Source organism: Flavobacterium branchiarum, assembly GCF_030409845.1.
GTDB classification, from domain to species: domain Bacteria; phylum Bacteroidota; class Bacteroidia; order Flavobacteriales; family Flavobacteriaceae; genus Flavobacterium; species Flavobacterium branchiarum.
This window is the reverse complement of sequence record NZ_JAUFQQ010000003.1, coordinates 2187342-2212894: the sequence shown is the minus strand read 5'-3', so window position 1 is coordinate 2212894 and position 25553 is coordinate 2187342. Positions and strand designations below refer to the sequence as shown.

At 30.7% G+C, this 25553-nt stretch carries 25 protein-coding genes; 10 read left to right on the top strand and 15 right to left on the bottom strand.

The annotated features are described in order from the left end of the window. The first annotated feature begins 41 nt into the window (after positions 1–41). From QWY99_RS10350 to QWY99_RS10340, 3 genes are all read left to right on the top strand, one after another. Positions 42–956 carry a PorP/SprF family type IX secretion system membrane protein gene (locus QWY99_RS10350; protein WP_290264567.1) on the top strand — a complete coding sequence of 305 codons (915 nt, stop codon included), beginning with the start codon at positions 42–44 and terminating at the stop codon, positions 954–956. Between the two features lie 14 nt (positions 957–970). Next, positions 971–2965, top strand: coding sequence for an OmpA family protein (locus QWY99_RS10345; RefSeq protein ID WP_290264565.1), 1995 nt, complete (start codon positions 971–973; stop codon positions 2963–2965). Positions 2966–3472: 507 nt separating this feature from the next. Next, positions 3473–5812 carry an O-antigen ligase family protein gene (locus QWY99_RS10340; protein WP_290264562.1) on the top strand — a complete coding sequence of 780 codons (2340 nt, stop codon included), beginning with the start codon at positions 3473–3475 and terminating at the stop codon, positions 5810–5812. A gap of 219 nt (positions 5813–6031) precedes the next feature. Here QWY99_RS10340 and QWY99_RS10335 read toward each other — a convergent pair whose 3' ends face one another. Next, entirely contained in the window at positions 6032–6433 is a 402-nt protein-coding gene (locus QWY99_RS10335) for a glyoxalase (protein ID WP_290264560.1), read from the bottom strand. Between the two features lie 69 nt (positions 6434–6502). Between QWY99_RS10335 and QWY99_RS10330 the strand changes: the two genes are divergently transcribed. Continuing rightward, positions 6503–6886, top strand: coding sequence for an acyl-CoA thioesterase (locus QWY99_RS10330; protein WP_290264558.1), 384 nt, complete (start codon positions 6503–6505; stop codon positions 6884–6886). A gap of 449 nt (positions 6887–7335) precedes the next feature. Here QWY99_RS10330 and QWY99_RS10325 read toward each other — a convergent pair whose 3' ends face one another. Both QWY99_RS10325 and QWY99_RS10320 read right to left on the bottom strand, forming a co-directional pair. Continuing rightward, on the bottom strand, positions 7336–8595 hold the full coding sequence (locus tag QWY99_RS10325; protein ID WP_290264557.1) for a mechanosensitive ion channel family protein: 1260 nt from the start codon (positions 8593–8595) through the stop codon (positions 7336–7338). After that, a complete protein-coding gene (locus QWY99_RS10320) occupies positions 8588–8872 on the bottom strand; it encodes a DUF3817 domain-containing protein (protein ID WP_290264555.1) in 285 nt (94 codons plus the stop codon). The genes QWY99_RS10325 and QWY99_RS10320 overlap by 8 nt, the downstream gene beginning before the upstream one ends. A 104-nt stretch (positions 8873–8976) precedes the next feature. Here QWY99_RS10320 and QWY99_RS10315 point away from each other — a divergent pair, with 104 nt between their 5' ends. The 4 genes from QWY99_RS10315 (at position 8977) to QWY99_RS10300 (ending at position 14250) form a co-directional block, all read left to right on the top strand. Next, a complete protein-coding gene (locus QWY99_RS10315) occupies positions 8977–9510 on the top strand; it encodes a DUF6155 family protein (RefSeq protein ID WP_290264553.1) in 534 nt (177 codons plus the stop codon). A gap of 108 nt (positions 9511–9618) precedes the next feature. Next, positions 9619–11157: a DEAD/DEAH box helicase gene (locus QWY99_RS10310; RefSeq protein WP_290264550.1), complete on the top strand. Its 1539-nt coding sequence runs from the start codon at positions 9619–9621 to the stop codon at positions 11155–11157. A 411-nt stretch (positions 11158–11568) separates the two neighbouring features. Continuing rightward, on the top strand, positions 11569–12903 hold the full coding sequence (locus QWY99_RS10305) for a DEAD/DEAH box helicase (RefSeq protein WP_290264548.1): 1335 nt from the start codon (positions 11569–11571) through the stop codon (positions 12901–12903). Positions 12904–12984: 81 nt separating this feature from the next. Then, positions 12985–14250, top strand: coding sequence for an NAD(P)/FAD-dependent oxidoreductase (locus QWY99_RS10300; RefSeq protein WP_290264545.1), 1266 nt, complete (start codon positions 12985–12987; stop codon positions 14248–14250). Between the two features lie 481 nt (positions 14251–14731). Here the strand turns inward: QWY99_RS10300 and QWY99_RS10295 are convergent, their stop codons facing one another. After that, a complete protein-coding gene (locus tag QWY99_RS10295; protein ID WP_290264543.1) occupies positions 14732–15961 on the bottom strand; it encodes a multidrug effflux MFS transporter in 1230 nt (409 codons plus the stop codon). A gap of 151 nt (positions 15962–16112) precedes the next feature. Here QWY99_RS10295 and QWY99_RS10290 point away from each other — a divergent pair, with 151 nt between their 5' ends. Further along, entirely contained in the window at positions 16113–16526 is a 414-nt protein-coding gene (locus QWY99_RS10290) for a hypothetical protein (protein WP_290264541.1), read from the top strand. Positions 16527–17759: 1233 nt separating this feature from the next. Here QWY99_RS10290 and QWY99_RS10285 read toward each other — a convergent pair. The 11 genes from QWY99_RS10285 to QWY99_RS10235 all read right to left on the bottom strand — a co-directional run bounded on the left by QWY99_RS10285 (position 17760) and on the right by QWY99_RS10235 (position 23378). After that, positions 17760–18269 carry a hypothetical protein gene (locus tag QWY99_RS10285; RefSeq protein WP_290264540.1) on the bottom strand — a complete coding sequence of 170 codons (510 nt, stop codon included), beginning with the start codon at positions 18267–18269 and terminating at the stop codon, positions 17760–17762. Positions 18270–18286: 17 nt separating this feature from the next. Beyond that, the gene (locus tag QWY99_RS10280; protein ID WP_290264538.1) at positions 18287–18859 is read right to left on the bottom strand and encodes a hypothetical protein; all 573 of its coding nucleotides are present in this window, start codon (positions 18857–18859) and stop codon (positions 18287–18289) included. Positions 18860–18982: 123 nt separating this feature from the next. Further along, the gene (locus tag QWY99_RS10275; RefSeq protein ID WP_290264536.1) at positions 18983–19549 is read right to left on the bottom strand and encodes a hypothetical protein; all 567 of its coding nucleotides are present in this window, start codon (positions 19547–19549) and stop codon (positions 18983–18985) included. Continuing rightward, positions 19527–19697, bottom strand: a complete 171-nt coding sequence (locus QWY99_RS10270) for a hypothetical protein (protein WP_290264533.1) — start codon at positions 19695–19697, stop codon at positions 19527–19529. The genes QWY99_RS10275 and QWY99_RS10270 overlap by 23 nt, the downstream gene beginning before the upstream one ends. Before the next feature lie 120 nt (positions 19698–19817). After that, the gene (locus QWY99_RS10265) at positions 19818–20030 is read right to left on the bottom strand and encodes a hypothetical protein (RefSeq protein ID WP_290264531.1); all 213 of its coding nucleotides are present in this window, start codon (positions 20028–20030) and stop codon (positions 19818–19820) included. 117 nt (positions 20031–20147) lie between these two features. Beyond that, positions 20148–20660 (bottom strand): hypothetical protein, encoded by a 513-nt coding sequence (locus tag QWY99_RS10260; RefSeq protein WP_290264528.1) that lies wholly within the window; start codon positions 20658–20660, stop codon positions 20148–20150. A 2-nt stretch (positions 20661–20662) separates the two neighbouring features. Then, positions 20663–21385 carry a hypothetical protein gene (locus QWY99_RS10255; protein ID WP_290264526.1) on the bottom strand — a complete coding sequence of 241 codons (723 nt, stop codon included), beginning with the start codon at positions 21383–21385 and terminating at the stop codon, positions 20663–20665. Positions 21386–21493: 108 nt separating this feature from the next. Then, the gene (locus QWY99_RS10250; RefSeq protein WP_290264524.1) at positions 21494–21658 is read right to left on the bottom strand and encodes an HTH domain-containing protein; all 165 of its coding nucleotides are present in this window, start codon (positions 21656–21658) and stop codon (positions 21494–21496) included. A gap of 50 nt (positions 21659–21708) precedes the next feature. After that, a complete protein-coding gene (locus QWY99_RS10245) occupies positions 21709–21936 on the bottom strand; it encodes a hypothetical protein (protein ID WP_290264521.1) in 228 nt (75 codons plus the stop codon). 99 nt (positions 21937–22035) lie between these two features. Continuing rightward, entirely contained in the window at positions 22036–22260 is a 225-nt protein-coding gene (locus QWY99_RS10240; RefSeq protein ID WP_290264519.1) for a hypothetical protein, read from the bottom strand. Further along, entirely contained in the window at positions 22257–23378 is a 1122-nt protein-coding gene (locus tag QWY99_RS10235) for a hypothetical protein (protein ID WP_290264515.1), read from the bottom strand. The genes QWY99_RS10240 and QWY99_RS10235 overlap by 4 nt, the downstream gene beginning before the upstream one ends. Positions 23379–23636: 258 nt before the next feature. Here QWY99_RS10235 and QWY99_RS10230 point away from each other — a divergent pair, with 258 nt between their 5' ends. Continuing rightward, the gene (locus QWY99_RS10230; protein WP_290264511.1) at positions 23637–25553 is read left to right on the top strand and encodes a DUF294 nucleotidyltransferase-like domain-containing protein; all 1917 of its coding nucleotides are present in this window, start codon (positions 23637–23639) and stop codon (positions 25551–25553) included.

Genomic DNA, 25553 nt, shown 5'->3' with positions numbered 1-25553 from the left:
TCAAAAGCGACTTGAATCTGCATTAAAAAATTAAAAACAAAATGAAAAAAACAATAATACTATTGTTATTACTGACAGTATACTTTCCATCATTTGCACAACAGGATAGTCAATATACTCAATATATGTATAATACCTTAACAATAAATCCTGGATATACAGGAACTAGTGGCGTAACTAACATTTTGGGTATCTATAGGGCACAATGGGTAGGTTTAGATGGAGCACCTAAAACAGCTAATTTATCAATTCAAGGACCTGTTAGCAGTAACGGACAAGGATTAGGATTTACAGTCATTAATGATCAAATAGGTGCAACAAGTGAAACTACTGCTGCAATTAATTATTCTTATCCAATTACGTTATCAGAAGATGTAAAATTATCTCTAGGGTTAAGCGCTGTAGGTAACTTCTGGGATATAGATTACAATAAATTAACTATTCAAAATCAAAATGACATAGATCTTGCTGGTAAGTTAAGTAAGTTTTCTCCAAATATAGGTGCTGGAGTATTTATGTATTCAGATAAATGGTATGTAGGGGTATCAATACCAAAAATTTTGGAAACAGAATTCTATGATGATATTCAAACCTCTATGGTTACGAGAAAAAAGCACTTTTATATGATGGGAGGTTATGTATTTACATTGTCAGATGCCGTAAAATTTAAGCCTGCTGCAATGATAAAAGCTGTAGTAGGATCACCATTAGGAGTTGATTTGTCAGCTAACTTTCTTTTGGAAGAAAAATTTACATTAGGAGTAGCCTATAGATGGGATGCAGCTGTAAGTGCTATGGCTGGATTTCAAGTGTCAGAGGGTTTAAATATTGGATATGCTTATGACTTTGATACCAGCAAATTAGGGAGATACAATTCAGGATCGCATGAAGTTTTCTTGCGATTCGACTTACTTTCATTAGCAAAGAGTAGAATAATTACACCTAGGTTTTTTTAATAATAGATTAATCAATGAAAATGATTCATAAAAAAACAACTATCGTTTTTGTTTTCCTATCTCTTTTTATAAAGCAAATGGGCTACACACAAAAGCAAAGTAAAAAAATGCATAAAGCAAATGAAGCTTATAATGAATTTGCATTTACAAAAGCAAGTAAATTGTACACAGAATTGGCGAACAAAGATGATGCTACAGCAATTGTCTATGCAAAACTTGCAGACTCCTATTATTATAATTCTAATTATTCGGAAGCTTTATTATGGTATTCTAAGGCTATGGAAAATGGAGAAAGTATTTCTCCGGAATATTACTTTAGATACGCACAGACATTAAAAGCTGCACAGAAATATTTAGAAGCAGCATTAGTTTTAAAAAACTATTTTAAGCTAACAGAAAAAAAAGATAGAAGTGATGATTGGCTACCAGAAAATTTTTTGTCTAAAATAGCGGAACAATCTGGGCGTTATGAAATCAAAAATATAAAAAATAATTCTGCATATTCAGATTTTGGGGCAGCCTTTTGGGGTGATGATAAAATACTTTATTCTTCTGCAAAAGAGGTTGGACTTTCATTAAAAGCTAAACACAATTGGGATAATAAACCGTTTTTAAAAATTTATGAAGCAACTATTACTGCCGATGGTGAATTAGAAAATGATAAAATTTTAAAAGGAAAAGTAAATTCAAAATATCATCAGAGTACTCCAGTAATAACAAAAGATGGTAAAACAATGTACTTTACTGGAACGAATTATTCTTCGGGAGAATTAGGAAGAAGCAATAAATTAGATATAAGCTATTTAAAAATATATAAAGCGCATTATATCAATAATGAATGGGAAAATATTGAAGAATTACCTTACCCAGTAAATAGTAGCGGATTTTCTTCAGGTCATCCTGCTTTAAGTCCTGATGATAAAGAATTATACTTTGTGTCTGATAGAAATAATGAAATTGGTAATTCAGACTTGTATGTAGTTAACATTACAGAAGCTTATCAAATAAGCAATGAGGTTAAATCTTTAGGTGATGAAATTAATACTTTAGGTAGAGAAACATATCCTTTTATTGACGAATCAGGTATCTTGTATTTTTCATCTGATGGGCACCCGGGATTGGGCGGATTAGATGTTTTTGCTGCAGTTAAAGATGAAGAAGGTGTATATCATGTAATGAATTTAGGAGATGGTGTGAATTCTCGTTATGATGATTTTGGCTATGCAATAAATGAAGAAACCAAAAAGGGCTATTTCTCATCAAATCGCAATGGAAATGATGACTTATATGGATTTAAAGAAAACAAACCAAAAAAGATGCCATTCAGCATAAAACCAATTATCTCTGGAGTCTTAAAAGATAGCATTACTGAGATACCTATTGCCCAGGTGGCTATCGAAGTTTATGATTTAGATAACAATAAAGTTGCAACTCATTATACAGATAACGATGGAAATTATTCACTTAGATTAGAACCTTATAAAAGTTACAGATTAGTATTCAAAAAAGAAGGACTAATTGAGGCAACTGAATTAATCTCATCAATGAAACAGTTGGAGAAAAAAAATATATCGCCAAACTTATATAATGAAATGGAAGTAATTGTTGCCAACAAAATAGTCGTATTAAGTGAAGGAGATGATTTAACCCAAAAATTAGAGCTTAGTCCGATTTATTTTGATTTTGAGGGTTTTATAATAAGAGAATCGTCTAAAAAAGAACTGAATAAAATTGTCCAATTGTTATTAGCTAGACCAAATATTTCATTAAAAGTGCAATCCCATACAGATAGTAGAGGTAGAAAAGAACTCAATATGACTTTATCAAAAAATAGAGCTAGTTCGACTGTAAACTATATTGTAAATGCGGGTATTGAAAAAGAAAGAATTTCAGGTGAAGGCTTCGGTGATACAGAACTAATTAACAAGTGTGAAAAAGGTGTCAAATGCTCAGAAGGTGAACATCAGTTAAATAGACGATCCGAATTTATAATCATTAAAAAACAATGATTTTATTAAGTTAAAACTACCAATTTGGACATTAGTGTTTAGGTAAAATACATTTTACTGAGACATATGTCCAAATGGTATTTTAAGGTATAAAAGAATAAATTTTGGATTATAGTTAATACACATCAAAAAAAAAACCTAGCAATTTATTATTATTATTATTAAATAGTGGTAATTATTTGTTTTATAGTTGATTGTATTTTTTTTCTAAGGGTGATATTTACCCTTAGATTATGTGTACAGCCATAAGAAAAGGAGATAATATTACAAAATAATTCTTGAGTTTAATAAAAAGAAGAACTTTTAGTTCTTCCTTAAAATAATCACCAAAGGAAAAATATAGACGTTGTTTTTTGTTTCAAATTTAATGCTTAAAATTTTAATTCGGGATTATTAAACAAGTAAAATATGGTTAAACGAGAGAGTAGAAAGTAAAGATAGTAGTTCGTTTATATAAATTAAAAACGGAAACTAGATAAATAAAATAATGATAGATAATAAAAATACATGGAAGTAAAATTAAACATGAAAAAACAACATATTGATACTGATAACTCGAGTTTCATAATACTACTATTTATTATTGGGTATTTATTAATGGAATTTTTGCCTTCATTTAAAACGATTGAAAGGTATAGTCCGCAATATATATATCTAGCGTTATTAAATATTGTTATTGGCATTTATTTCTATTGTAACCCAAAATTAATAGCTCAAAGTTTGATTTCGCTATGTAGAAATAGTGTTGTATTAAAAATCTATACTTCGTTTTTATTCCTTTGCGGAGTTTCAATATTCACGGCTATTAATGTTTCACTAGCAGTAGTTACTTTTAGTAAGTTATTAATTATTTTTTGTACATTTTTAAATCTAACTATACTACTTTATAGACGCCTTTATTTACTTTATAAAATTGCTTTAATTGTTGGAATTAGTGTATTTATTCAATCAATATCAATTCTTTATGATTTTTCAAAAACACTTGATTTATCAGTAATTAAAGGAAACTCGGGAAATATAAATATACTTGCTGCGAGTTTAAATATAAAAATTCCATTTTTAGTTTTAGGAATCATACACTTTTCAAATTGGAAAAGAATCCTATTAATCTTGACCTTATTTTTAGGTGTTTCCATAATCTTCTTAACAGGCTCTCGAGCTACATTTTTAGGATTAGCTATACAGCTAACTTTCTTTTTAGTATTTTATTTTAAAATTCACACAATTAAAAAAGACGAATTTATAAAAATAGGCCATGTTATTTTACCAGTTATTGTTTCGTTTGTTTTTTCGAATACCATTTTAGCAAAACATGGAGATTCAGACCGTTATCAATCAATAGGGAATAGAATAGGACAAATAGAACTTACGGATAATCCATCAGACTCGTCTGCAAAATTGCGACTGGATTTTTGGAAAAATGCAAGTGAAATTATTATCGAAAATCCAGTTCAAGGGATTGGTATTGGAAATTGGAAAATTAAAAGCTTGGCTTATGAAAACTTACTTATAGATGATTCGAATATTTCTAGTAATGCTCATAATGATTTTCTGGAATTAATGACTGAAACAGGAGTTGTAAACGGACTACTTTATCTTTCATTATTTGTTTTTATTTTATATGTCACAGTAAGTAAAATTCTTAAATCTAATGAAGTTGAAATGAAGTTGGTGGCTTTGTTTTCTCTAATGATACTTATTAGTTATGGATTCGATGCACTATTAAATTTCCCATTATATATACCAGCAGTACAATTTGGATTTTGTTTTTTATTGGCTCTTTCATTGGTAAATCAAAAAGGAATAGCAAGTGATTCAGAACAAAAAAAATCTAAAATAAAAATTACTACTCTGCCTATAACAATCATAATTATGAGTGTTGTCTGTCTATATTTTACTTTTTCACAATTTAGAGCGTCACAATTAGAGTATAAATTTAAGGTATATCAGGCAGTTTATAGAGCAAACGATAGGCTACCTGAAACGGGACGGTTATTAGAATCTAGTGATATTATTAGTCATTTACCAAAATTTCCAACGCTAAGTTATTATTCTGAGCCCTTTGTAGAATATGTTGGCGTTTCATTGTTTTATGAGGAAAGATATAAAGAAGCCTTGCATTATTTCGAATTAGCTCAGAAACTAAATCCGTATTTAGGTAATTCAGATTGGTATATTCATAAGATTGCTTTTAACAGCGGAGATATTGATAAAGCTTATAAATATGCTAAAATAGCTTTTAACAAAAGACCAAGAAATAGAGATTTCTATTTATCAGCTCTTTTTATAGCCAACGAAAAAAAGGATACTGTGGGAATGATAAAAATTCACAATCAGTTTACTAAATACAGAAAAATGGCTTCGAATTGGGTCAGTACTTCAAAAGCATTACAATTATCGGGATACAGCAATAAAAAACTGCGTTCATTCTTAGATGAAGGATTAGCTTTTTTTCCAAAGGACAGTCTTTTATTAGAAAGAAGATCTAACGCATTATATGCTTTAAGAGATAATTTTTTGATTAAAGCTAAAGAATATGGAGATCAAGAAAACTTTGATTTGGCAGTTACATATTACCAAAAAGCACTAAAAGAAGATCCTCAAAATGAGTTGGTGATACAGAATATTGGAATTTGTTATTTTAAAATGAATCAATTTGAAAAAGCCATTAATACTCTATTGAAAATTGTTGATTCACCTAGTTTGGATGGCGGAACAGTAGAATATGTTTTGGGAATTAGCTATATCGCGATTCAAAACAAAACGAAAGGCTGTAAATACCTTAGAATATCAAAAGAAAAAAACTTTCCTAATGCAGAACAGTCGATTAAAAGATTCTGTAAATAAACTTTTTTAGAGGTTATAAAGGAATTTCGCTACTTAGGGACTTATCTTCTATGAGAGATAAATTAAGATATGTGATTTGATATTCATTGAAATATTTTAATAGTATAAGCCCATAACAGATGAATTTATAATTCTGTTATGAGCGTTGTAATTTTTTTTGCTAATATCACAGGTTTTGTTTGATGAAGCAAGTATGCAGTCGATATTTAATACATTAAATTAATTGGATTCAAGTTCAAATAATTGAATTTGACCTTTGAGTCTGTCAATTACCAAATTCATCATCCTTTTGTTAAGGCTAGAAGAGTTAAGTATATAAGAATCATATTCGTCTAATGTAAAAAGAGCGATAATCATTCCTTTTAGTGAATTTCGAAACTTGATATCTTTTTGAATAGCATTCTCAATCACCGAAAGTTTTTTTTCAACGGTATATGAGTAAAAGTCGGTTTTGTTTTTATTGACGTAGTTCCTAAATACGGCAATTAATAAATCATTTTGGAGTTTTAAAATTGGGCGAATTACTTCGTTTTGAAATAATTCATCTGCAGAAGATTGAGTATTTACAGTGCCTAAAGTTGATCCTCGGAATTCATGTAAAAAAGTATCTCGCTGGCTCATTTTTTTATTTAAAATTAAAAAAAAATTAGCACTAAAACGCTATTTTTGTTGTTATTAAAATATAAAATTATGAGATTTCATACTCGAAAATGGGTGAAACCCGAAGATTTAAATCCAAATGGAACTTTATTTGGAGGGAAATTACTGGCATGGATAGACGAAGAGTTAGCTTTATACACAATAATTCAGCTAGAAAACTATAGAGTAGTAACCAAGCATATGTCTGAAATTAATTTTAAAAGCTCTGCAAGACAAGGAGATATTGTTGAAATTGGTATTGAAGTAGTTAAATTCGGAAACACTTCGCTTATATTAAGGAGTGAAGTGCGAAACATGATGACCAGAGAGATTATTATATCAATAGATACTATTACAATGGTCAATTTAGGAGAAGATGGCAAGCCAAAAGCACATGGTAAAACAAAAATTGAGTATGTAAAAGACCGGTTATAGGTTCAGAGTTGCAAAGGTACTAAGTCGCTTGAGAAAGGTAATGTAAGAAATTGAGAAGCAAGAAATTAGAAGCAAGACTATAAGCTATACACCGCAAACTGAGACTAAACACTCAATAAACACAATCTTTTCACCCTGACAGAATACTGAAAACTTTTTCAGCAAGCAGATTATTTATTGAGATTATATTCTTTAAAGCAGGACTGAAAACTGAAAATTATGACTTAATACTATAAACTTTTTCAGCACCCAAATTACTTATTGATAGTATATTATATTCTAAAGAACTGAAAACAGATAACTCTTCGACTTCGATCAGGGTGACAGGATTGAAAACTGAGCTTAACACTCAATAAACCAAATCTTGTCCTCCTGACGAAGGAAGGAAATTATAAAGTAACACCGTAAAACCGCGACTGCGACTGAAAACGGAATACTACAAATTGTGACTAGACATCCAAGTGACTAATTTTAGAAGGTAGTTCGAATATTTCGAGATCAAAATAAGGAACAGAAGCAATAATGTGATCAAAGATATCAGCCATAATATATTCATAATTAGCCCAACGTTTGTCGCTCGAAAAAGTATAAATCTCTAAAGGAACACCGTGTGCAGTCGATTGAAGCTGACGGCACATCATATGCATTTCTTTATTTAGACCTGGATGATTAAGCATATATTGAATAATATATTTTCTAAACAAACCCAAATTAGTCATATTTCGACCATTGAGAGACAAAGATTTGTCGATGCCATTTATAGTATTAAATTTTTCAATTTCGGCCTGACGGGATTCAATATAAGGAGTAATGAGTTGAATCTTTTTCATCATATTCAAGTCTTCATCAGACAAAAAGCGAATCGTACTCGTTTTAATCAAAATATGTCTTTTGATACGACGTCCGTCCGATTGTTGCATCCCGCGCCAGTTCTGAAATGAGTCAGAGCTCAAGGCATAAGTAGGAATGGTAGTGATAGTATTATCAAAATTTCGAACTTTTACAGTAGTAAGATTAATTTCGATTACGCCACCATCAGCACCAAATTTTTCCATAGTAATCCAGTCCCCAATGCGAACCATATCGTTAATAGCAACCTGGACACTAGAAACAAAACCAAGAATTGTGTCTCTAAAGATTAAGATAATAATAGCCGAAAGAGTTCCTAGAATAGTTAGTAATTCACTTTGTCTGATTCCGAATAATTTAGAAACAATAATTACAATTCCAAAAATCCAGAGCACCATCATAACAACCTGAACAAAACTATCGATAGGTTTATCGCTGTATTCAGGTTTTTGTTTTAAATAGTCTTTAAGCGAATTAAAAACAGTTTGAATAATCCATAGTGATAACAGTACGATATAGACACCAACGATTTTACCAAATACCAATTCCCAATATTCATATTTGTCCAAAATTATTGGAACAGCTTTATAAATAAAGAAAAATGGAATTAAGTAAGCAGTGTATTTAGTTGTTTTGTTATTTATTAAAAAGTCATCAAACTTAGTTTTAGTTTTTTGGGCAAAAACGGCAGTAAGAGTTACCAAAAGAAATTTGGCTACGTAATACACAGCGTATGCCATTATAATTAATAAGGCGATATTTAAAACAAGGCTAAGGTAAGCAGCAATATTGCGACTCATACCCCAGTCTCTAAAAAGAGGGTATAAAAAATTAAATATTTTATCCAAAAACTTAAGCATTTTTCAAGTATTTATACTCAACATAAAAAGTCCCAAACGGAACAACAGAAGCGATTAAAATCAACATAAAAGTTTTAAAATCCCATTTTTGAGCACTTTTTAATAAAATAGCTAATAAAACATAGGCAACAAACAGTAAACCATGACTCATTCCGATAGGGAACAATAATGATTTGTATAAATCAAGGTTTGTAGGCTTAATAAAAAGCATATTAGAAAATAAAGCCAGATATGAAATTCCTTCTAAAATCGCTGTAATCTTAAAAATTTTGAGCATTTAAATATTTTTTTAAATTATTAACGGTAAAATTAATGATTCTGGTCGATTTTTACGGCATCCAAAGAGAAAGTAATTTACTTTTACAATCTTAAACTTTGATAATGAGTAAACGCGATTTAAAAAAATATTTAAACGATCTTACTAAAGAGCAATTAGAAGAGCAACTAATCGAATTGTACGAAAAATTCAGTCCGGTAAAAGTCTATTACGATTTTGTGTTTAATCCAAAAGAAGAAACACTTTTGCAGGAATGTAAGGTGAAAATTTCGCATGAATATTTTCCCGTAAAATCAAAACCATCAAGACGGCCTTTAAAACCAAAAATGCGCCGTTCTATAGCTCAAAAATATATCAAACATTTTATACTTTTGGGGGTAGATCCATTTGTAATTGCTGATGTTATGCTTTATAACATCGAAATTGCGCAAACCTACTCATCCGAAAACCCAGTAAAGCAAGAACTTTTTTACAAAAGCATGTACAATTCTTTTGAGCAAGCAGTAAATTTTATAGTTTCAAACGGAATTTTAGCCGAATTTAAATCCCGAGTAAATCAAATTTATGAGGAAACAGCTACTCAAAAATGGAAAAACAAGTCTGATTTTGAAGTGATTTTGGATAAAATAACTTTTTAGAACCCGTTTCATAATTAAATAATTGTGAATTTTTTCTTTTTATTTTAAGATAAAAAAGGCGCAATAACTGTTTTTTAGGTGTATTTTTGCAAAAACCAATAAAATACAATGTCTCAAAACACTTTAGAAATAGAAAAAGTAGAAAAAAAAGAACTTTACGCATACCAACAAAATGATATTGATGCCATTTTTGACCGTTTAGATAACGGATCGGCACAACATCATTTATTGTATCAATTGCCTACTGGTGGAGGGAAAACAGTGATTTTTTCTGAAATCGTACGTCGTTATTTAGCGCAACACGAGAAAAAAGTAGTAGTTTTAACACACAGAATTGAACTTTGCAAGCAAACTTCAAAAATGTTGAAAGGTTTTGGTGTTAAAAATAAGATAATCAATAGTAAGGTAAAAGAATTATTAGACCAAAACGAGTATTCGTGCTTTGTTGCTATGGTTGAGACATTAAAAAACCGTATTAACGACGAAAAATTGCATTTAGACAATATTGGTTTAGTAATTATCGATGAGGCACATTACAATTCATTCCGAAAATTATTAAACTCGTTCAAAAATGCATTTATATTAGGAGTAACAGCAACGCCGTTAAGCTCTAATATAAAATTACCAATGCACGAAAGTTATAATGAACTAATTGTAGGAGACACAATTGGTTCGTTAATCGAACAAGGATTTTTGGCACGTGCAACAACTTATAGTTATGATGTAGGATTAACATCGCTGAAAGTTGGTATCAATGGAGATTATACCGTAAAATCTTCAGATGATTTATATACAAACACAATCATGCAAGAAAAATTATTGCATGCTTATACCGAAAAATCACTAGGTAAGAAAACCTTGATTTTTAATAATGGTATCCATACTTCATTATATGTGTATGAAACCTTTAGAGAAGCAGGTTATGATATCCGTCATCTTGATAACACTAGCAGTAACGAAGAGAGAAAAGATATATTACAATGGTTTAAGAAAACTCCGGATGCAATTTTAACATCAGTAGGAATCTTAACTACTGGATTTGATGAGCCAACAGTAGAAACCATTATATTAAATAGAGCAACAAAATCATTAACGTTATATTACCAAATGATCGGACGTGGTTCTCGTAAATTACCTAATAAAGATGAATTTACAGTTATCGATTTAGGAAATAATGCAGCACGTTTCGGATTATGGAGTGAACCAGTAAACTGGCAACATATCTTTAAATCACCAGAGTTTTATTTGGAGAATTTAAGAGATGATACCGAAATCGAATTGTATTTTAAATACAGCATGCCACCAGAATTGCGTGCTAAATTTAGTAAAACAGCCGATGTAAGTTTTGATGTCGATGAAGAACATAAAATAGCGATAGCGCAAAACTTGCGTTCAAAAGTAGTTTTAGATAAGTCATTAGAGCAACACGCAGCAATGTGTGTAGACAATACAGAAACATTACAAGAAGCAAAAGCACTAGGGAAAGAGCTAGACGACGATATCGATTGTCGTATCAAGCGATATTCTAAATGTTTAAGTCAATGTAGTAAGAATTATCGCGAATGGCTTATCGATGATTATAAATTGAAATTGGTACTATTAACCGGTAAAAAATACCGTGAAAAAATAATGAACGAACCAGATTGATTCTAAAATAAAGACTCAAAGAAAGTTATTCATAAGGAGCTTTTTCCTGCTGTACGCTTTATCTTTTATTTTTCGAAAAGAAAAAATAAAAGGATGCCGCTTCCATCAGGGCTAAGAGTCCCGTAACAAAAGAAATATACCATTAAGAAATTAAGGAAATTAAAACTTGATCTCTTAATGGTTAAATTGTTTTAAGCTTGGTGGGATAAATGGCTAAAAAAAAAAGAGTCATTAAGCTATTAAAACAAACAAAAAAGGAATTGAGTCGAATAAAGCTCAATTTCTCAGTGATAAAAATCATTTTAATCTGAGCAAGCAGTGGTTAAAAGAAATAACCATTGTGAGATCAAAACAGTAACACAGTTAGAAATTTTTAAATCTTTAAATTTTTCAATTTTAAAAAATAAAATAATGTCAAAACAATTTTCAGACTTAGGAATTTCAGCACCAATACAGAAAGCATTAACCGAATTAAACATAGTTAAACCAACCGAAATTCAGCAGAAAACTATTCCGCTAATTTTGGCTAATAATACAGATGTAGTAGGTTTGGCAAAAACAGGAACAGGAAAAACAGCAGCCTTTGGATTACCATTGCTACAGTTAATAAACCCTGAATTACCAACAGTGCAAGCTGTAATTTTAGTTCCAACAAGAGAATTAGGACATCAAATATTTAAAAATTTAGAAGATTTCTCAAAATACTTACCAGAAGTTTCTATAGCTGCAACTTGCGGAGGAATTCCGATAAAGCCACAAATAGAGCGACTTACACAGCCTACTCATATTGTAGTTGCAACACCAGGTCGATTAATCGATTTAATTCAGCGTAAAGCAATCAATCTAAAAGAGACACAATATCTTATTTTGGACGAAGCCGATGAAATGGTTTCAATCTTAAAAGAAAGTCTAGATGAAATTGTAGCCGAATTACCAAAAAAACATACGACCTTCTTATTCTCAGCAACATTACCAGGGACAATCAAGCAATTGATTCAGAATTACTTATCTAAAAATGTAGTTCAAGTAAGTGCTAATATGGAAACAGTAGGAAATCAAGGAATTGACCACGAATATATAGTTGTAGATCCAATAGAGAAACTAGATGTTTTAATGCATTTCTTGAATTCAAGAGAGGGAGAACGTGGAATTATATTCTGTAAAACAAAAGCTGCTGTAAATAAACTAGCAAAAAACTTAGCAATAAACCGTTTTTCATCAGGAGCATTGCACGGTAGTTTATCGCAAGGAATTAGAGACCGAATCATGGAGCAATTCCGTGAAGGACATATTAATATTTTAGTCGCTACAGATTTAGCAGCTAGAGGAATAGATGTGAAAGAGATTTCTTATGTAGTAAATTATCACTTACCAGATGCCTATGAAGCTTATGTTCACCGAAGTGGTAGAACGGCTAGAGCAGGAGCAAAGGGGCTATCGCTTACCGTTTTACAACCAGAAGAAGTAGTTGAAATAGCTGATTTTGAAAAAGAATTAGGAATTAAATTCAAAGAGTTTAAAAAACCATCTGTTGCAAGTCTAGAAGAAAATAATACACTTTTATGGGCTAAGCAAATCTTTAAAACGAAACCAAATCACGACGTTTCAACAGATTTAAAAACGAAAGTAAAAACAGTTTTTCATCATTTAACGAAAGATGAATTGATCGAAAAGTTACTAGCAAACTATATCTTGCAGAATAAACCGGAGGTGGTTGAGAAACCTGTTAAAAAATTCAAAAAGTAAGTATTGTTGAGTTTGTAACTCTTTATTTATGTTGTACTTTTATAAGGTGTTTTTTTATAATATCTATTTAATACAGTATTTATGAAGATAGTCATCATAGGAGGAGGGTTTGCAGGAATAAATTTAGCAAAAGAGCTTGTAAATCAACCTCAAATACAAGTAACGCTTGTAGACAAAAACAATTATAACTTTTTTCCACCACTTATATATCAGGTTGCAACAGCTTTTTTAGAGCCTTCGAGTATCAGTTATCCTTTTAGGAAGTTTTTTGCAGGCAAAAAAAACCTGCAATTTAGATTAGGAGAATTAGAAGAAGTAATTCCAACCGAAAACAAAGTAGTTCTTAATAATGGAGAATTAACTTATGATTATCTAGTATTTGCAACAGGAGCAGAGACAAGTTATTTTGGAATGGAGAATGTAATGAAAAACGCCATTCCGATGAAAACGCTTAACGATGCCATCGTAATGCGCAACACCTTGCTTAAGAACCTAGAAAAAGCATCGATTACCAAAGACATTCGTAAACGTCGTAAACTTTTAACAATTGTAGTTGCAGGTGGAGGACCAACAGGAGTTGAAGTTTCTGGAATGTTTGCAGAAATGCGTAAAAATATTTTATTAAAAGAATACCCTGAACTTGATACATCAGTAAGTAATGTTTATTTAGTCGATGGAGGAGATGCACTGTTGTCGCCTATGAGCAAAGCCTCACAACAAGACACGCTCAAAGCGCTTACAGATTTAGGAGTCGTAGTAAAGCTAAACAATAGAGTTACAGATTATGTAGATGATATTGTGTACTTTTCTAGCGGAGAAACGATACATACCAAAAACCTAATTTGGGCAGCTGGAGTTTCGGCCAAAGCTTTTAATGGAATTCCAGTAGAAAGTTACGGACGTGGAAAACGTATGGCAACCGATGAATATAATAAAATAAAAGGATTACAAAATATATATGCTATTGGTGATACCTCTATCATGGATACAGATTCTGCATTTCCAAACGGACATCCGCAAGTTGCACAAGTAGCTATTCAGCAAGGAGTAAATTTAGCTAAAAATTTTAAGGCAATGGTTCATAACAAACCACTAAAGCCTTTTAAATATGTAGATAAAGGATCTATGGCAATTATTGGAAAAAATAAAGCCGTTGTTGATTTGCCAAAACCCAAATGGCATTTTAAAGGATTCCTGGCATGGGTAATTTGGTTATTCGTACATCTTATTTCCCTCATTACATACAGAAATCGTTTTAGCACATTCTTAAACTGGATGGTAGCTTATTTTGCAAAAGATCAATCACTACGTATGATTATCAGGCCAGATAAAAAAACAATTAACTAAAGCTTTTGTAAAGGTACTAAGTTGCTAAGGTTCTGAGGTGTTAAGCTTCAAAAACCTAATTGAAGTTATTAATTTATTATAAAAAAAAAAGGTTTTTCTTTAAGCAATTTAAAGAAAAACCTTTTTTATTTAGATTTCTTAGACTGCTTAGATTTTTAGACTATTAGATTCTTCAGTTTGTGGTTTCAGTCTCATTCTGAGTTGAGTCGAAGTGGTATTTAGTCTCAGTTTACAGTCTCATTCTTAGACTACTTAGATTTTTAGACATTCTTAGACTTCTTAGATTCTTCAGTTTGTGGTTTTAGTGTCATCCTGGGCGGAGACGAAGGACAGTTCCAGTGTTCAGTTTTCAGTTGCGGTCTTGCATCTTGCATCTTGCTTCTCACTTCTCACTTTCTCAATATTATCTTTCTTAAAAACCTTTGCAACTTTGAACCTCCTTTAGTCTTAGTTCCTTAAAGCCTTAGCGCCTTTAAAAAAACTAATGAAGTATTGGAGATTCATCATCGTTAGAGATCTCAATATTTTGTTTTATAAAACGTTTACCGATATTTAAAATAATAAAAGCAGTAATTGTAGTTGTAGTCATAATAGCAACCATCGGAATAAGAGAATCTTTAACAAAAACACCAACTGCAAAAGAAGCAATTGCACCTAAACCAAGCTGAATAGCACCCATTAATGCCGATGCGCTTCCGGCATTTTTAGAAAAAGGAGCCATGGTTAGACCAGCAGTGTTGGGATTTGAAATTCCTAGGCATGCTAAATAAATAAACAACATACCGATTGTTTCGTATAAGCCAAGCAAATTGTTTATCGCCAAAATCAAAAACACAATACTAATTACAGATTGAGTGATCAACGCTCCAAAAATCATTTGTTGACTAGAATATTTTCTTAATAAATAAGAGTTCAACTGACTTGCACCAATGAAACTTAAAGACATAAAAGCAAAAATCCAACCATATATTTTAGCGTCAACCTTAAAAATATCCATAAAGACAATAGGAGAGGAGGCTACATAAGTAAACAAACCAGAAAAAGACACAGCACCCGTAAAGGCGTAAGTGAAAAATTGAGGTTCTTTTACAACGTTAAGAAAGTTTGTAATAATAGGTTTCGGTTTTAACGAAATAGATGTATCAGGTTTACGTGTGTTCGGCAAACCAATTTTAGCACCGATTAAAATCAGGATTCCCATACACATTAATATAAAGAAAACAGTATGCCAACCATAATCAGAAGTTACATAACCACCAATAGTTGGAGCAAGCATAGGAGATAAACCTACAACAAGCATAAGCATAGAGAAAACCTTAGGAATGTCTTTTACAGGAAAAAGATCACGAACCATTGCCACAGAAGCAACAGTTGCAGCACAGCTACCAACAGCTTGTAGAAAACGCAAACCAATAAAAGTATCAATATCAGTAACAAAAACACATCCTAAAGAGGCTAATATGTAAACCATTAACCCTACATACAAAGGTTTTTTTCGTCCAAAACGATCTAATAAAGGTCCGTAAAGTAATTGTCCAGCCGAAATACCTATAAAATAACTAGACAGACTCATCGAAACTTTAGCAACTGTGGTGTTTAAATCTCTAGCAATTCCTGAGAAACCAGGAAGATACATATCGATAGAAAACGGACCAAGAGCAGTTAAAGATCCTAAAATAAGGATTAATTTGATGTATTTTTTTGTAGTCATTGAATTTTAAAAATATTATTTTTATTTAAATGCAAAGATAAATATTTCGTATCTTAGTTAAATCATTAAAGAATTTTTTAGTGAAATAACTGTTTTTTTAACATAGTTAGCTTTGTAAATGGCTATAATTATCAATTTAAAATTATCAATTATGAAAAGATGTGCCTTATTATTACTTTTAGTTACTACAGTTTCTTTTTCTCAAACGATTACTTCCAAAATTGAACCGGTAAGTGTTGAGCAACATGAATTTCTTGAAAAAGTGAATAAATATTACCCTGACATTCCTGTTACTAAACAAATTACAAATTTTTATTCTGAGGAAAAAATCATCGATTCAAGACAAGAATTTGACTTAAGAGGAACTCCGTTTACGTCATACAGTTTAGCAGTAGGTCCGTACAATAAAACAATTAAATTTGATTACACTACAAAAACAGACGGAAGAACTCACGGAGATATTTCGCTTTTCAAAGGAGATGTTATAAAAACAGTTTACTACGAAGACAAAAATCAATTTGGAGTTTTTGTAAATGGAAAATCCGTTTACTTGAAGAAATATTAATGCTATAAAGCAAGTATATTAAACCATCTTAGCAATAAGGTGGTTTTTTTATTACAAGTTTAGACTTATATCTTAGGTTTGTATTTTACAGTTTGCAATTTTGAAGAAAAACGGAGTCTCAATCAACAAACCCAATCTTGTCTTCCTGACGAAGGATGGAACTCATTAAGTAGCTCCGCAACAAAAGAGAAGTTTTTATTAGTTGATTGTGGAGATTCTTCGTTCCTCAGAAAGACAAGATTGTGGAAAAACTGAGACTTAAAACTGAGACTTAAAACTGAGACTTAAAACTGAGACTTAAAACTGAGACTTAAAACTGAGACTTAAAACTGAGACTTAAAACTGAGACTTAAAACTGAGACTTAAAACTGAGACTTAAAACTGAGACTTAAAACTGAGACTTAAAACTGAGACTTAAAACTGAGACTTAAAACTGAGACTTAAAACTGAGACTTAAAACTGAGACTTAAAACTGAGACTTAAAACTGAGACTTAAAACTGAGACTTAAAACTGAGACTTAAAACTGAGACTTAAAACTGAGACTTAAAACTGAGACTTAAAACTGAGACTTAAAACTGAGACTTAAAACTGAGACTTAAAACTGAGACTTAAAACTGAGACTTAAAACTGAGACTTAAAACTGAGACTTAAAACTGAGACTTAAAAAATGAACTATAATTTATAGTATGGATAGTAGTAAATTTTACGAAAGTTTTATTATCTTTGCATTGATTATTTCAATGAGAGCCGAGCTATTCCACTAGCGTTTGAGGCTCTTTTTTTTGTTACTTATATTACCAGTTTTGTTTTACTCTACCCCTACTTTGGAAAGTAGGATATGAGTCAAGAAAATCCCCATTTCTATAGAAACAAAGTACCTGTCTTGTACGCCTAACGTAAACAAGGAGATAATCCCATACTATAGCCTGTTTTTGAAGCCATTGACCATAAGAATAAATGTTATGTACATATTCAGTAAATAGTCTTTTTTCCTGATTGTGATATACCGTTACTGAGTAATCATTTTTCTTTTTAAAATCTTCCATAGCTTAGGGGGTTAGAGATAAAAAAAAATAGTATACCCAAATTAATGAGCATACTATTGGTATAAATAGTTTTTGGAATATACATAAATATCTGATTATTTCGCCGAGAGAGGTATTCCACTACCTTTTATCCCTCCTTGAAGTTTAGACAAATATACATAATTATTTAAATTAACTGTTAAAATTTTACATTGGCATAAGGTGAAGCATTTTATTAGAAAAAATCCCTTTTTGTACATCTTTAAGCATCACCCAATAAGTTTGATTTGGCATAAGTGGCGATTCATTCATAAAAATAGAATCTTGTTCATTTCCATTAATTAATGGAGTAAACAGACCTTCTTCGCTGTTTGAAATTAAAACCAATACGGCCTTTGGATAGTTCCATAAGGCTCTATTTGTTTGTACTTCACTTAAGACCAAAGGAACATCAATTTGACACAATGGCTTTAAATAAGAATTTGCCTTACGATAATCACCTTGTTTAATTAGAGAAGTATCTGTAAACTCTGATGCAATAATTAAACGCTCTAAATCTGTAAAATCAATACATTTATGAGGTTCTTTAATAAAATTAATTCCTTCTCGAAGATTACAAAAAATCAAGTCTTCAGGGCATAATATTGGTACATCTAAACTAGATACTTTAATTGAATCTAATTGTAAATTTTTGCTTAAGTAGTATAATGTATACATATTATTTTTTATTTGAATTAAAGCCAATTATAGCCTTTGGATTTGTAAAATTTAGACATTTCTTCGTATTGTGATCTAGACAAATATTTCAAAATATCATTTCTCAAATTTTTAGATTTTGTAGCTGTTTTATAATACAACTCTTCTAATATTGGGAAGGTTCCTGTATGTTTTTTTAATATTGACATAGCACTTTTTTCATCCTCACCCCAAGCGCTTATATTATATAAATCAATTGAACCGCCAAATAAAACATGATTATCATCTACATTAGTACCAAATGCTTTAGCAATTTTAAATGCTGAAGCACTAAGCCCGTCCATTGTTTTTTTGTTTAAAGTTGGGTATCTTTTCTTTATAGCTTCTAATTTACCTTTTGTAATTATTGGGTCAGCTTTTGCATTTTCGTTTGTATTTTCTGTTTTTTTTGCTTCTAGATTAGTATCCTTAATACTTTCAATTGCTCTCTTTAAATACTTATATGCATAAGGAAATACAAGAAAAAGGACGATTAAAAAAATCCCGTACTTCTTTAAGAACGGGATTATTTTAGTATCTAAGAAGCTAGGTTTTTTTCTAGCGTTTCTCATTATTTTTGATTTTGTTTAATTTTTGTATAAATAAAATATGTTGCAAGTAATCCCGCTACTATTAAAATAGCTTTTGTGTTCTCTTGCCAAAATTGTTTTAATTTTTCCATCTTGTTTTTGGTTTTAAATTGTTATGGTTACGTATGAATAAAAAAAAAGCCCGATTGTAATTAAGACAGGCAAAATATACTGTTTTGCCAAAGCGAATTTATCAATGCTTACCTTTAAATTTGTGGTTGAAACATCACCGAGCATTGTAATTGCTTTTACAATATCAGCATCAGTAATTTTTGAATGATACTGTTTTCCTAATTCTACCTTAAGTATCGCTCTAGACAAACGAAGTAAAAAGGTTGAATCAATTTCCGTAAGCTTTTGAGTAGGAGAGACCCCCAATGTTGCAGATACAGACTTAATATAAGCATCTGTATCGTTATTATCGCTTTTAGGTGCATATTCTGAAATTAAAAGTTTTACAGTATTTTTTCCTTTTCCGATATCGTTAATTAAGTCTTTGAGCATTGCTCGTAAACCAAAATAAACATTTACAAATTGCTCGTAACCTTTACCTGTGTTTTGCACATTAGGTATTTTACCTTGCCAAGCAATATTTGTCAATCGTAAATTGCCAGGATTATTATTTCGTAATCCAAGCGGTAATCCAGCATTATTCAGAAAGCTTTTCGACATTTTCATCTATTTTTTTAGTGTCTTTTTCATCAATTAGCTTTGAAAATTCATCATGTGCAAATTGCACAACTTTCACAGCTACAGCGATAAATGCACCATATTTAACAATAATTTTAAGAACGTTTGTAATAGTACTAATGCTTTTCATTTTCTTGATTTGTTTGTTGTTCAACTTTGCGCTCTCTGCGCTCTTTTATTTTTTCGATAATTACCTCTGCAATCTCATGAATTATAAGAGGTAATAATTTTGCTAGCCCTTTGAAAAACATTACATTGATGAGTTAGTTGGTCTTTTTTTGACTGCGGTAACTTTAACCCAAAATTCAACACCTTCTTTTTGTGCTACTGATGGTTCAAGCTTGTATAACTTACCGCCTAATTCAATATAACCTTGTGCAAATCCGTTTCCTTTTTTATCCTTACAACCAATTAATTGGTAAGCATTTCCGAATCTATCTGTACTAATTCTACTTTTTGACATCTTTTTTAAAATATTTGATTTATAATTGCGATTAAATCGCCTAATTTTTTTAGAAGAAGTATTACCGTATCTATCAGGAAAATCAAACCGTAAATTCGATAATACTTCAGTTTAAATTTATCTTCGTCTTTGAACACGTCTGCGCGGGTTTTTATCGTCGTTATGCTTTTTAATTAAATAAATAGCACCGATTGCGCTTAGACCGATTAAAATATGCTTCCAATGCTTTTTAAACCAAGCCTTTAAAGCTGAATCGGCAACCTCTGCACCTACAGTTCCTAAGCCTTGCTTTACACCTGTAGAAGCACCATTATAAACCCCCTCAGTTACACCTTTTGCAAAAATTTGAGCACCTGAACCTACCAAAGCACCAACATTTTGACCCGCATAGGCTAAAGTTTGTTGCTTTATTGATTCCGCTTTAGCTTCTGCAACTTGTCTATCGTATTCATTTTGCGCATTTTCTGCATCTTTTTTAGCCTCATGCGCTGCGCTAAAACCTTGGACTGTATTTTGAATAAAACCTCCTGCGATTGGTATAGCACCCATTATAGGAGTAGCAACTTTTACCAAGTTTTTAAACGAAACATTTTTTTTGATGGCTTTACCAATTTTTTTGAAAAATCCCATAATTACAAATGATTTCTAAGAATTAAATTGATTACGGTACCTTGTGTTTTTCTGATATTAATATTATCAACAGCTAATAATGGCAGTTGTATTTTGTCAGGAAAAGCACTAAATACGACACCATTTGACTTAACATAAGCCACAGGGTCTGTTGATTTACTCATACATTCCAATTCGTAAAGCGAGTATTTTACCACTTGACCGTTTGAAAAAGTATAATTGATTTCTTCGATTGTATCAGACTTATCTAATACAAGAATGTCATAACCATGAACATTGAAATCTTTATTTGTGTCCTCAGAACTCATGCTTTTATGCTCAAATGAGAAAATTTGAGTACTTGTCTCAGGTTCTTCAATACCATTCAAAACATAAGTTTTAGTAGCATCTAAGCTATTTAATGTAATTTTTATTACATCTTTTTCAAATAAATGGATTGAACCCTCATTACAAATTTCACATACAGCAATTAACCCTAAAGTTCTAGAAGTATCGCTAACGATAGCATCCTCACCATAGGTATTAGCTAAAATAAAATCCTTTAAAAACATAGATCCTTTTGTAATTTCAAAGTTTGAGCCATTGGCTCTTTCAACTTCAACTCGAATAGTTTCGTTTGTTAGTTGATTAAATTCTAATGACGAAGCAACAATTAAAGTTGATATGCTTTTAGTCAATAAAATTGTACCTGATGTTGTTTTACCTGTACCTTTATAAATTTCCATACACTAAATTTTGGTTAAATTATTATTGGTACAAATCTGCTTATAAAAAAAAACCTCAAAATCGGATTTACCGACTTTGAGGGATTATTTACGTTTTTTTACAATCATTTACTTTTTGGCATTAACTTTGAAATATGTATTAATATGATTTAATAGAACTACTTTGACTTCGTATTCTTGTTTTACGTCTTTCATGTATTTCTCTGCAGTTTTGATACTTACGCCCATTTTTTGAGCCAAATCTTTTGCGGTAATTTTCTGTAATTGTTCCATAGGTTAAATTTTTGGGTTTTTGATAGGAGGGGAGTGCAATCCCCTCCTTTTTAATTAAATAAGTTCAATTGATTTGCTGGAGGTAATTTGGCAACATCAATAAGAGGTTTAAAAATTTCTTGTTCCGTTAAATTAGACTTTGCAAAGAACTGATTACAAGTATCTTTCTTTGGAACGACTTCACACCATTTGGAGCAAATTCCCGCATGTTCAGTACGTGGGTCATTCTTGTGTCTGTCACCATTAAAATAATGGCAATCTTGGCATTGATTTTTCATAGGCTTATTTGTAAGAATTTATAAAATTATTTTGTAATCATGATTTAACATTATTGTTAATTGAATCCCGACTATCATTAGTCGGGATTTGCGCGTTTACTAGGAGTTGCGTATTTTGTGAGAATTTGAATTTTTATTTATTGGTTCAATGGTAAATCTTCTATCATCATTTTTATCTAAAAATATAGACTTTGAAGTGCCGTAAATCCAAATTTTCACATGTGTCTCTGTAATTTCTTGTACTTTAAATTCCCATAGACCATTGACAATCCAATAATTTTTGTTTAATTCTAAATTTTTAATTGAAACTAAGTTTTTTTTCATATTCCTAAATTTTTTAAAAAGTTATTAGAGCGTTCATTTTGCTGTATTTCATTACTTAAATTTTTATCTCTATTAAGTAAATCATCTATCAATTTATTTGCTTTTGTTTTGGTTCTTGATTTTGCAACAGGGCAATCGATAGAGTATTGAAAACCAAGTAATTTTTCTTTATCAAATCCTAATGCAATTAAATTCTCAATATAGAATTGGACCATAATATCAGTGGGAGATTGTTCTTTACTAACATTACTTTTTTCTTTTTTATCTATGTAGCATTTTAAACCGCTTTGAGCAATTAATTTTAAATCTTTCGGTTTTGCCAATAGTAAATCGTAAAATGTCTTAAAATCAGCTTTTAAGCCGTTTTTAATTAAGTATTCTTTATGTTTATGCGCCTTAATTGTAAATTCATAACGAACCAAATTATCTATTACCGAAGCTTTCATAGGTTCTAAATAAGCTTTGTAAAAAACAATTGATTTAGAAAGTAATTCAAAACCTTTATGGTAAATTTTACAGTATGGTGCAGAATTAGAGGCTTTTTCACGCTTATTAAAATCCATTCCTAAATTGGCTGTATTTTTTAAAGCATTTGAATTATTAATATGATGTATAAGCGGTAGTTTACCAGAATTTGGATTTTGAAGAATAAAAGAAAATGCAGTTTTTAAACTTTTTAAATCGATTAATTGATTGATACATATATCAATATCAGATACTAAACCTTGTAAAAAGTCTTGTCTTGATACTTTTAAAACGCCAAACGAGTTAATATCATCAACAATAAAATGATAGTTTTGAGAGGTAATTCCTTCAAAGTATCTTTCTTTTAACATTTTTGCAGAAATTTGAAAGACTACATATTCATGTGCAAGTTTATTTTTATCAATGAAAGCTTTAATATAAAAACGATATGTAATACCGTTGATGATTTTTGTAAATGGTTCAGCTTTACGGTAGTTATCTCCTAATTTTGTTTGTTCGTTTCCGTCATTGTCTAAGTCTTCAATAGATGGATAATAAGCAATAAAATCAGTTATTAATCTCTTATCGAGTATTTTAACTTTATCAAGTTTGACACGAATTTTTAACGAATCTATTAATCCTGTGTTGAACATAGTTTAATCTAGGTTTTAAATGCTTGATAGTAAATAACTTACATACTGTTTGACCTATAATTTATATTATGTAAAATAGAATATTTTTAAACATGAAAAAGACTTTATGAAACCTTATCTTTGTAATTGCATGCTTTAATTGCTTATTTTAGCTTAATATATGGTAAAATAAATAGATTCAAAATTAATTATGCTTTCATTGTAAGGGTTTATTTTATTAATTTTACAAACGATACTTTCTAAAAATTTATCAGACTTATGAATACAATTGCTGAGCATATTGCAGATTTCTTGAAGGAATATCCGCCATTCGATAATTTAACTTTTCAAGAATTATCTGAGATTGCAACCAATATTCGTGTTATTAATTTAGAAAAACACGCTGTATTGTTTCAAATTAATGATCCCTTACACGATAGTTTTTACGTGGTAGCTTCGGGTGTAATTAATTTATCGGTAATTGCCGATGCTGAAGAAACTTTGCTTAATAAATGTCATGAAGGTGATATATTTGGATTACGTCCTTTTTTCGCTAAGAATAACTACATGATGACTGCAAAAGCCAGAGAAGAAAGTATTGTGTATGCAATACCAATCGCTGTATTTAGACCATTTGTTGCAAACAATCCAGATGTTTTAAATTTCTTGTTAGAAAGTTTTGCTGCAAATACGCGTCATGCAAAAGACAATTCTGATACTAAAGGAAATCATATTTCTGATAATATGTTTTATTCTGATCAACAGTCAGAAATACAATATATTCAGTCATTAAGTTATAATAATTCTCCACTAAAAGCTCAAGCAAATAACATTGTAAAAGATGTTGCTTTGCGTATGACAGATGCTATGGTAGATAATATTGTTGTTTGCGAAAATAACAATCCAATTGGAATTGTAACTGAAGCTGATTTATCATCTAAAATTGCTACAGGTAGATTCTCAATTGATGAAACTATTGATAAAATAATGTCCTCACCTGTTGTAACAGTAATTGAAAATGTTTCATTAGCCGAAGCACAATTGCTAATGCTTAAGCATAATGTGAGTCATTTATGTGTTACAAAAGATGGAACAAGCAAATCTGCTGTAAAAGGAGTTATCTCAGAGCATGACTTAATTGTTGCACAAGCCAGTAATCCTGGAGTGTTGATAAAAGAAATCAAACGTTCGCAATCACCAAAAGATTTAAAGCAAATTAGAGATCGTTTATCAGATTTGATTCAAAATTATATACAAAAAAACATACCGCTTTCACATATTAGTAATATTGCAAATGAGATTAATTTGGCGTTAATAAAACGTTCTGTTGAGCTTTCAATTTTAGAGATGGGCTCACCTCCTGCTCGATTTGCATGGTTAAGTATTGGAAGTCAAGGAAGAAAAGAACAACTTTTATTGACGGATCAGGATAGTATTTTGATTTTTGAAGATGTGACTGCAGAAAAATACCGCGATGTAAAAGATTATTTCTTGAATCTGGCTAAAAGAACTACAGCAACCTTAGAGAAAATTGGATATGAATATTGTCCAAACGGGCATATGGCTAGTAATATGATGTGGTGTAAGTCATTGACTGATTGGACGAAACAGTATAACAGTTGGATGAACACTCCAGGTGAAAACAGCAATGATTTAAGTAGTATTTTCTTTGATTATGAAATTGTTTTTGGAGAACCTAAAATTGAAGAAGCAATTGAGAATGTGATATTTAAAAACGCAATAAACAATGTTTTATTCTTTGATTTCTTAGGTAATGATGCGTTGAGAAAAAACTCACCGTTGAGTTTCTTTAAGAAATTTAATGTTGAAGAAGAAGGGCCGTATAAGTTTAAATTCGATATTAAAACTCGTGCATTGATGCCATTAATTGATGGAGCACGTTTGCTAATATTAAGTTCGAATATAAAAGGAATTAAAAATACCTATTTAAGATTTAAGCAACTAGCAATTACAGATTCTAAGAATGCTGATATTTATCTTAGTTGTGCTGAGGCTTTCTTAACCTTGTCAAAGTTTAGAACTATTGAGGGATTGAAGAATGATGATTCAGGACAATATATCAACTTAAGAGAATTATCAAAAAGCGATAAAGAAAAATTAAAAAATGCATTGGCTCCAATGAGAGAGCTAGAAGAGCTTATAAAAAGTAAATTTCAATTGACCCAATTTTCGTAA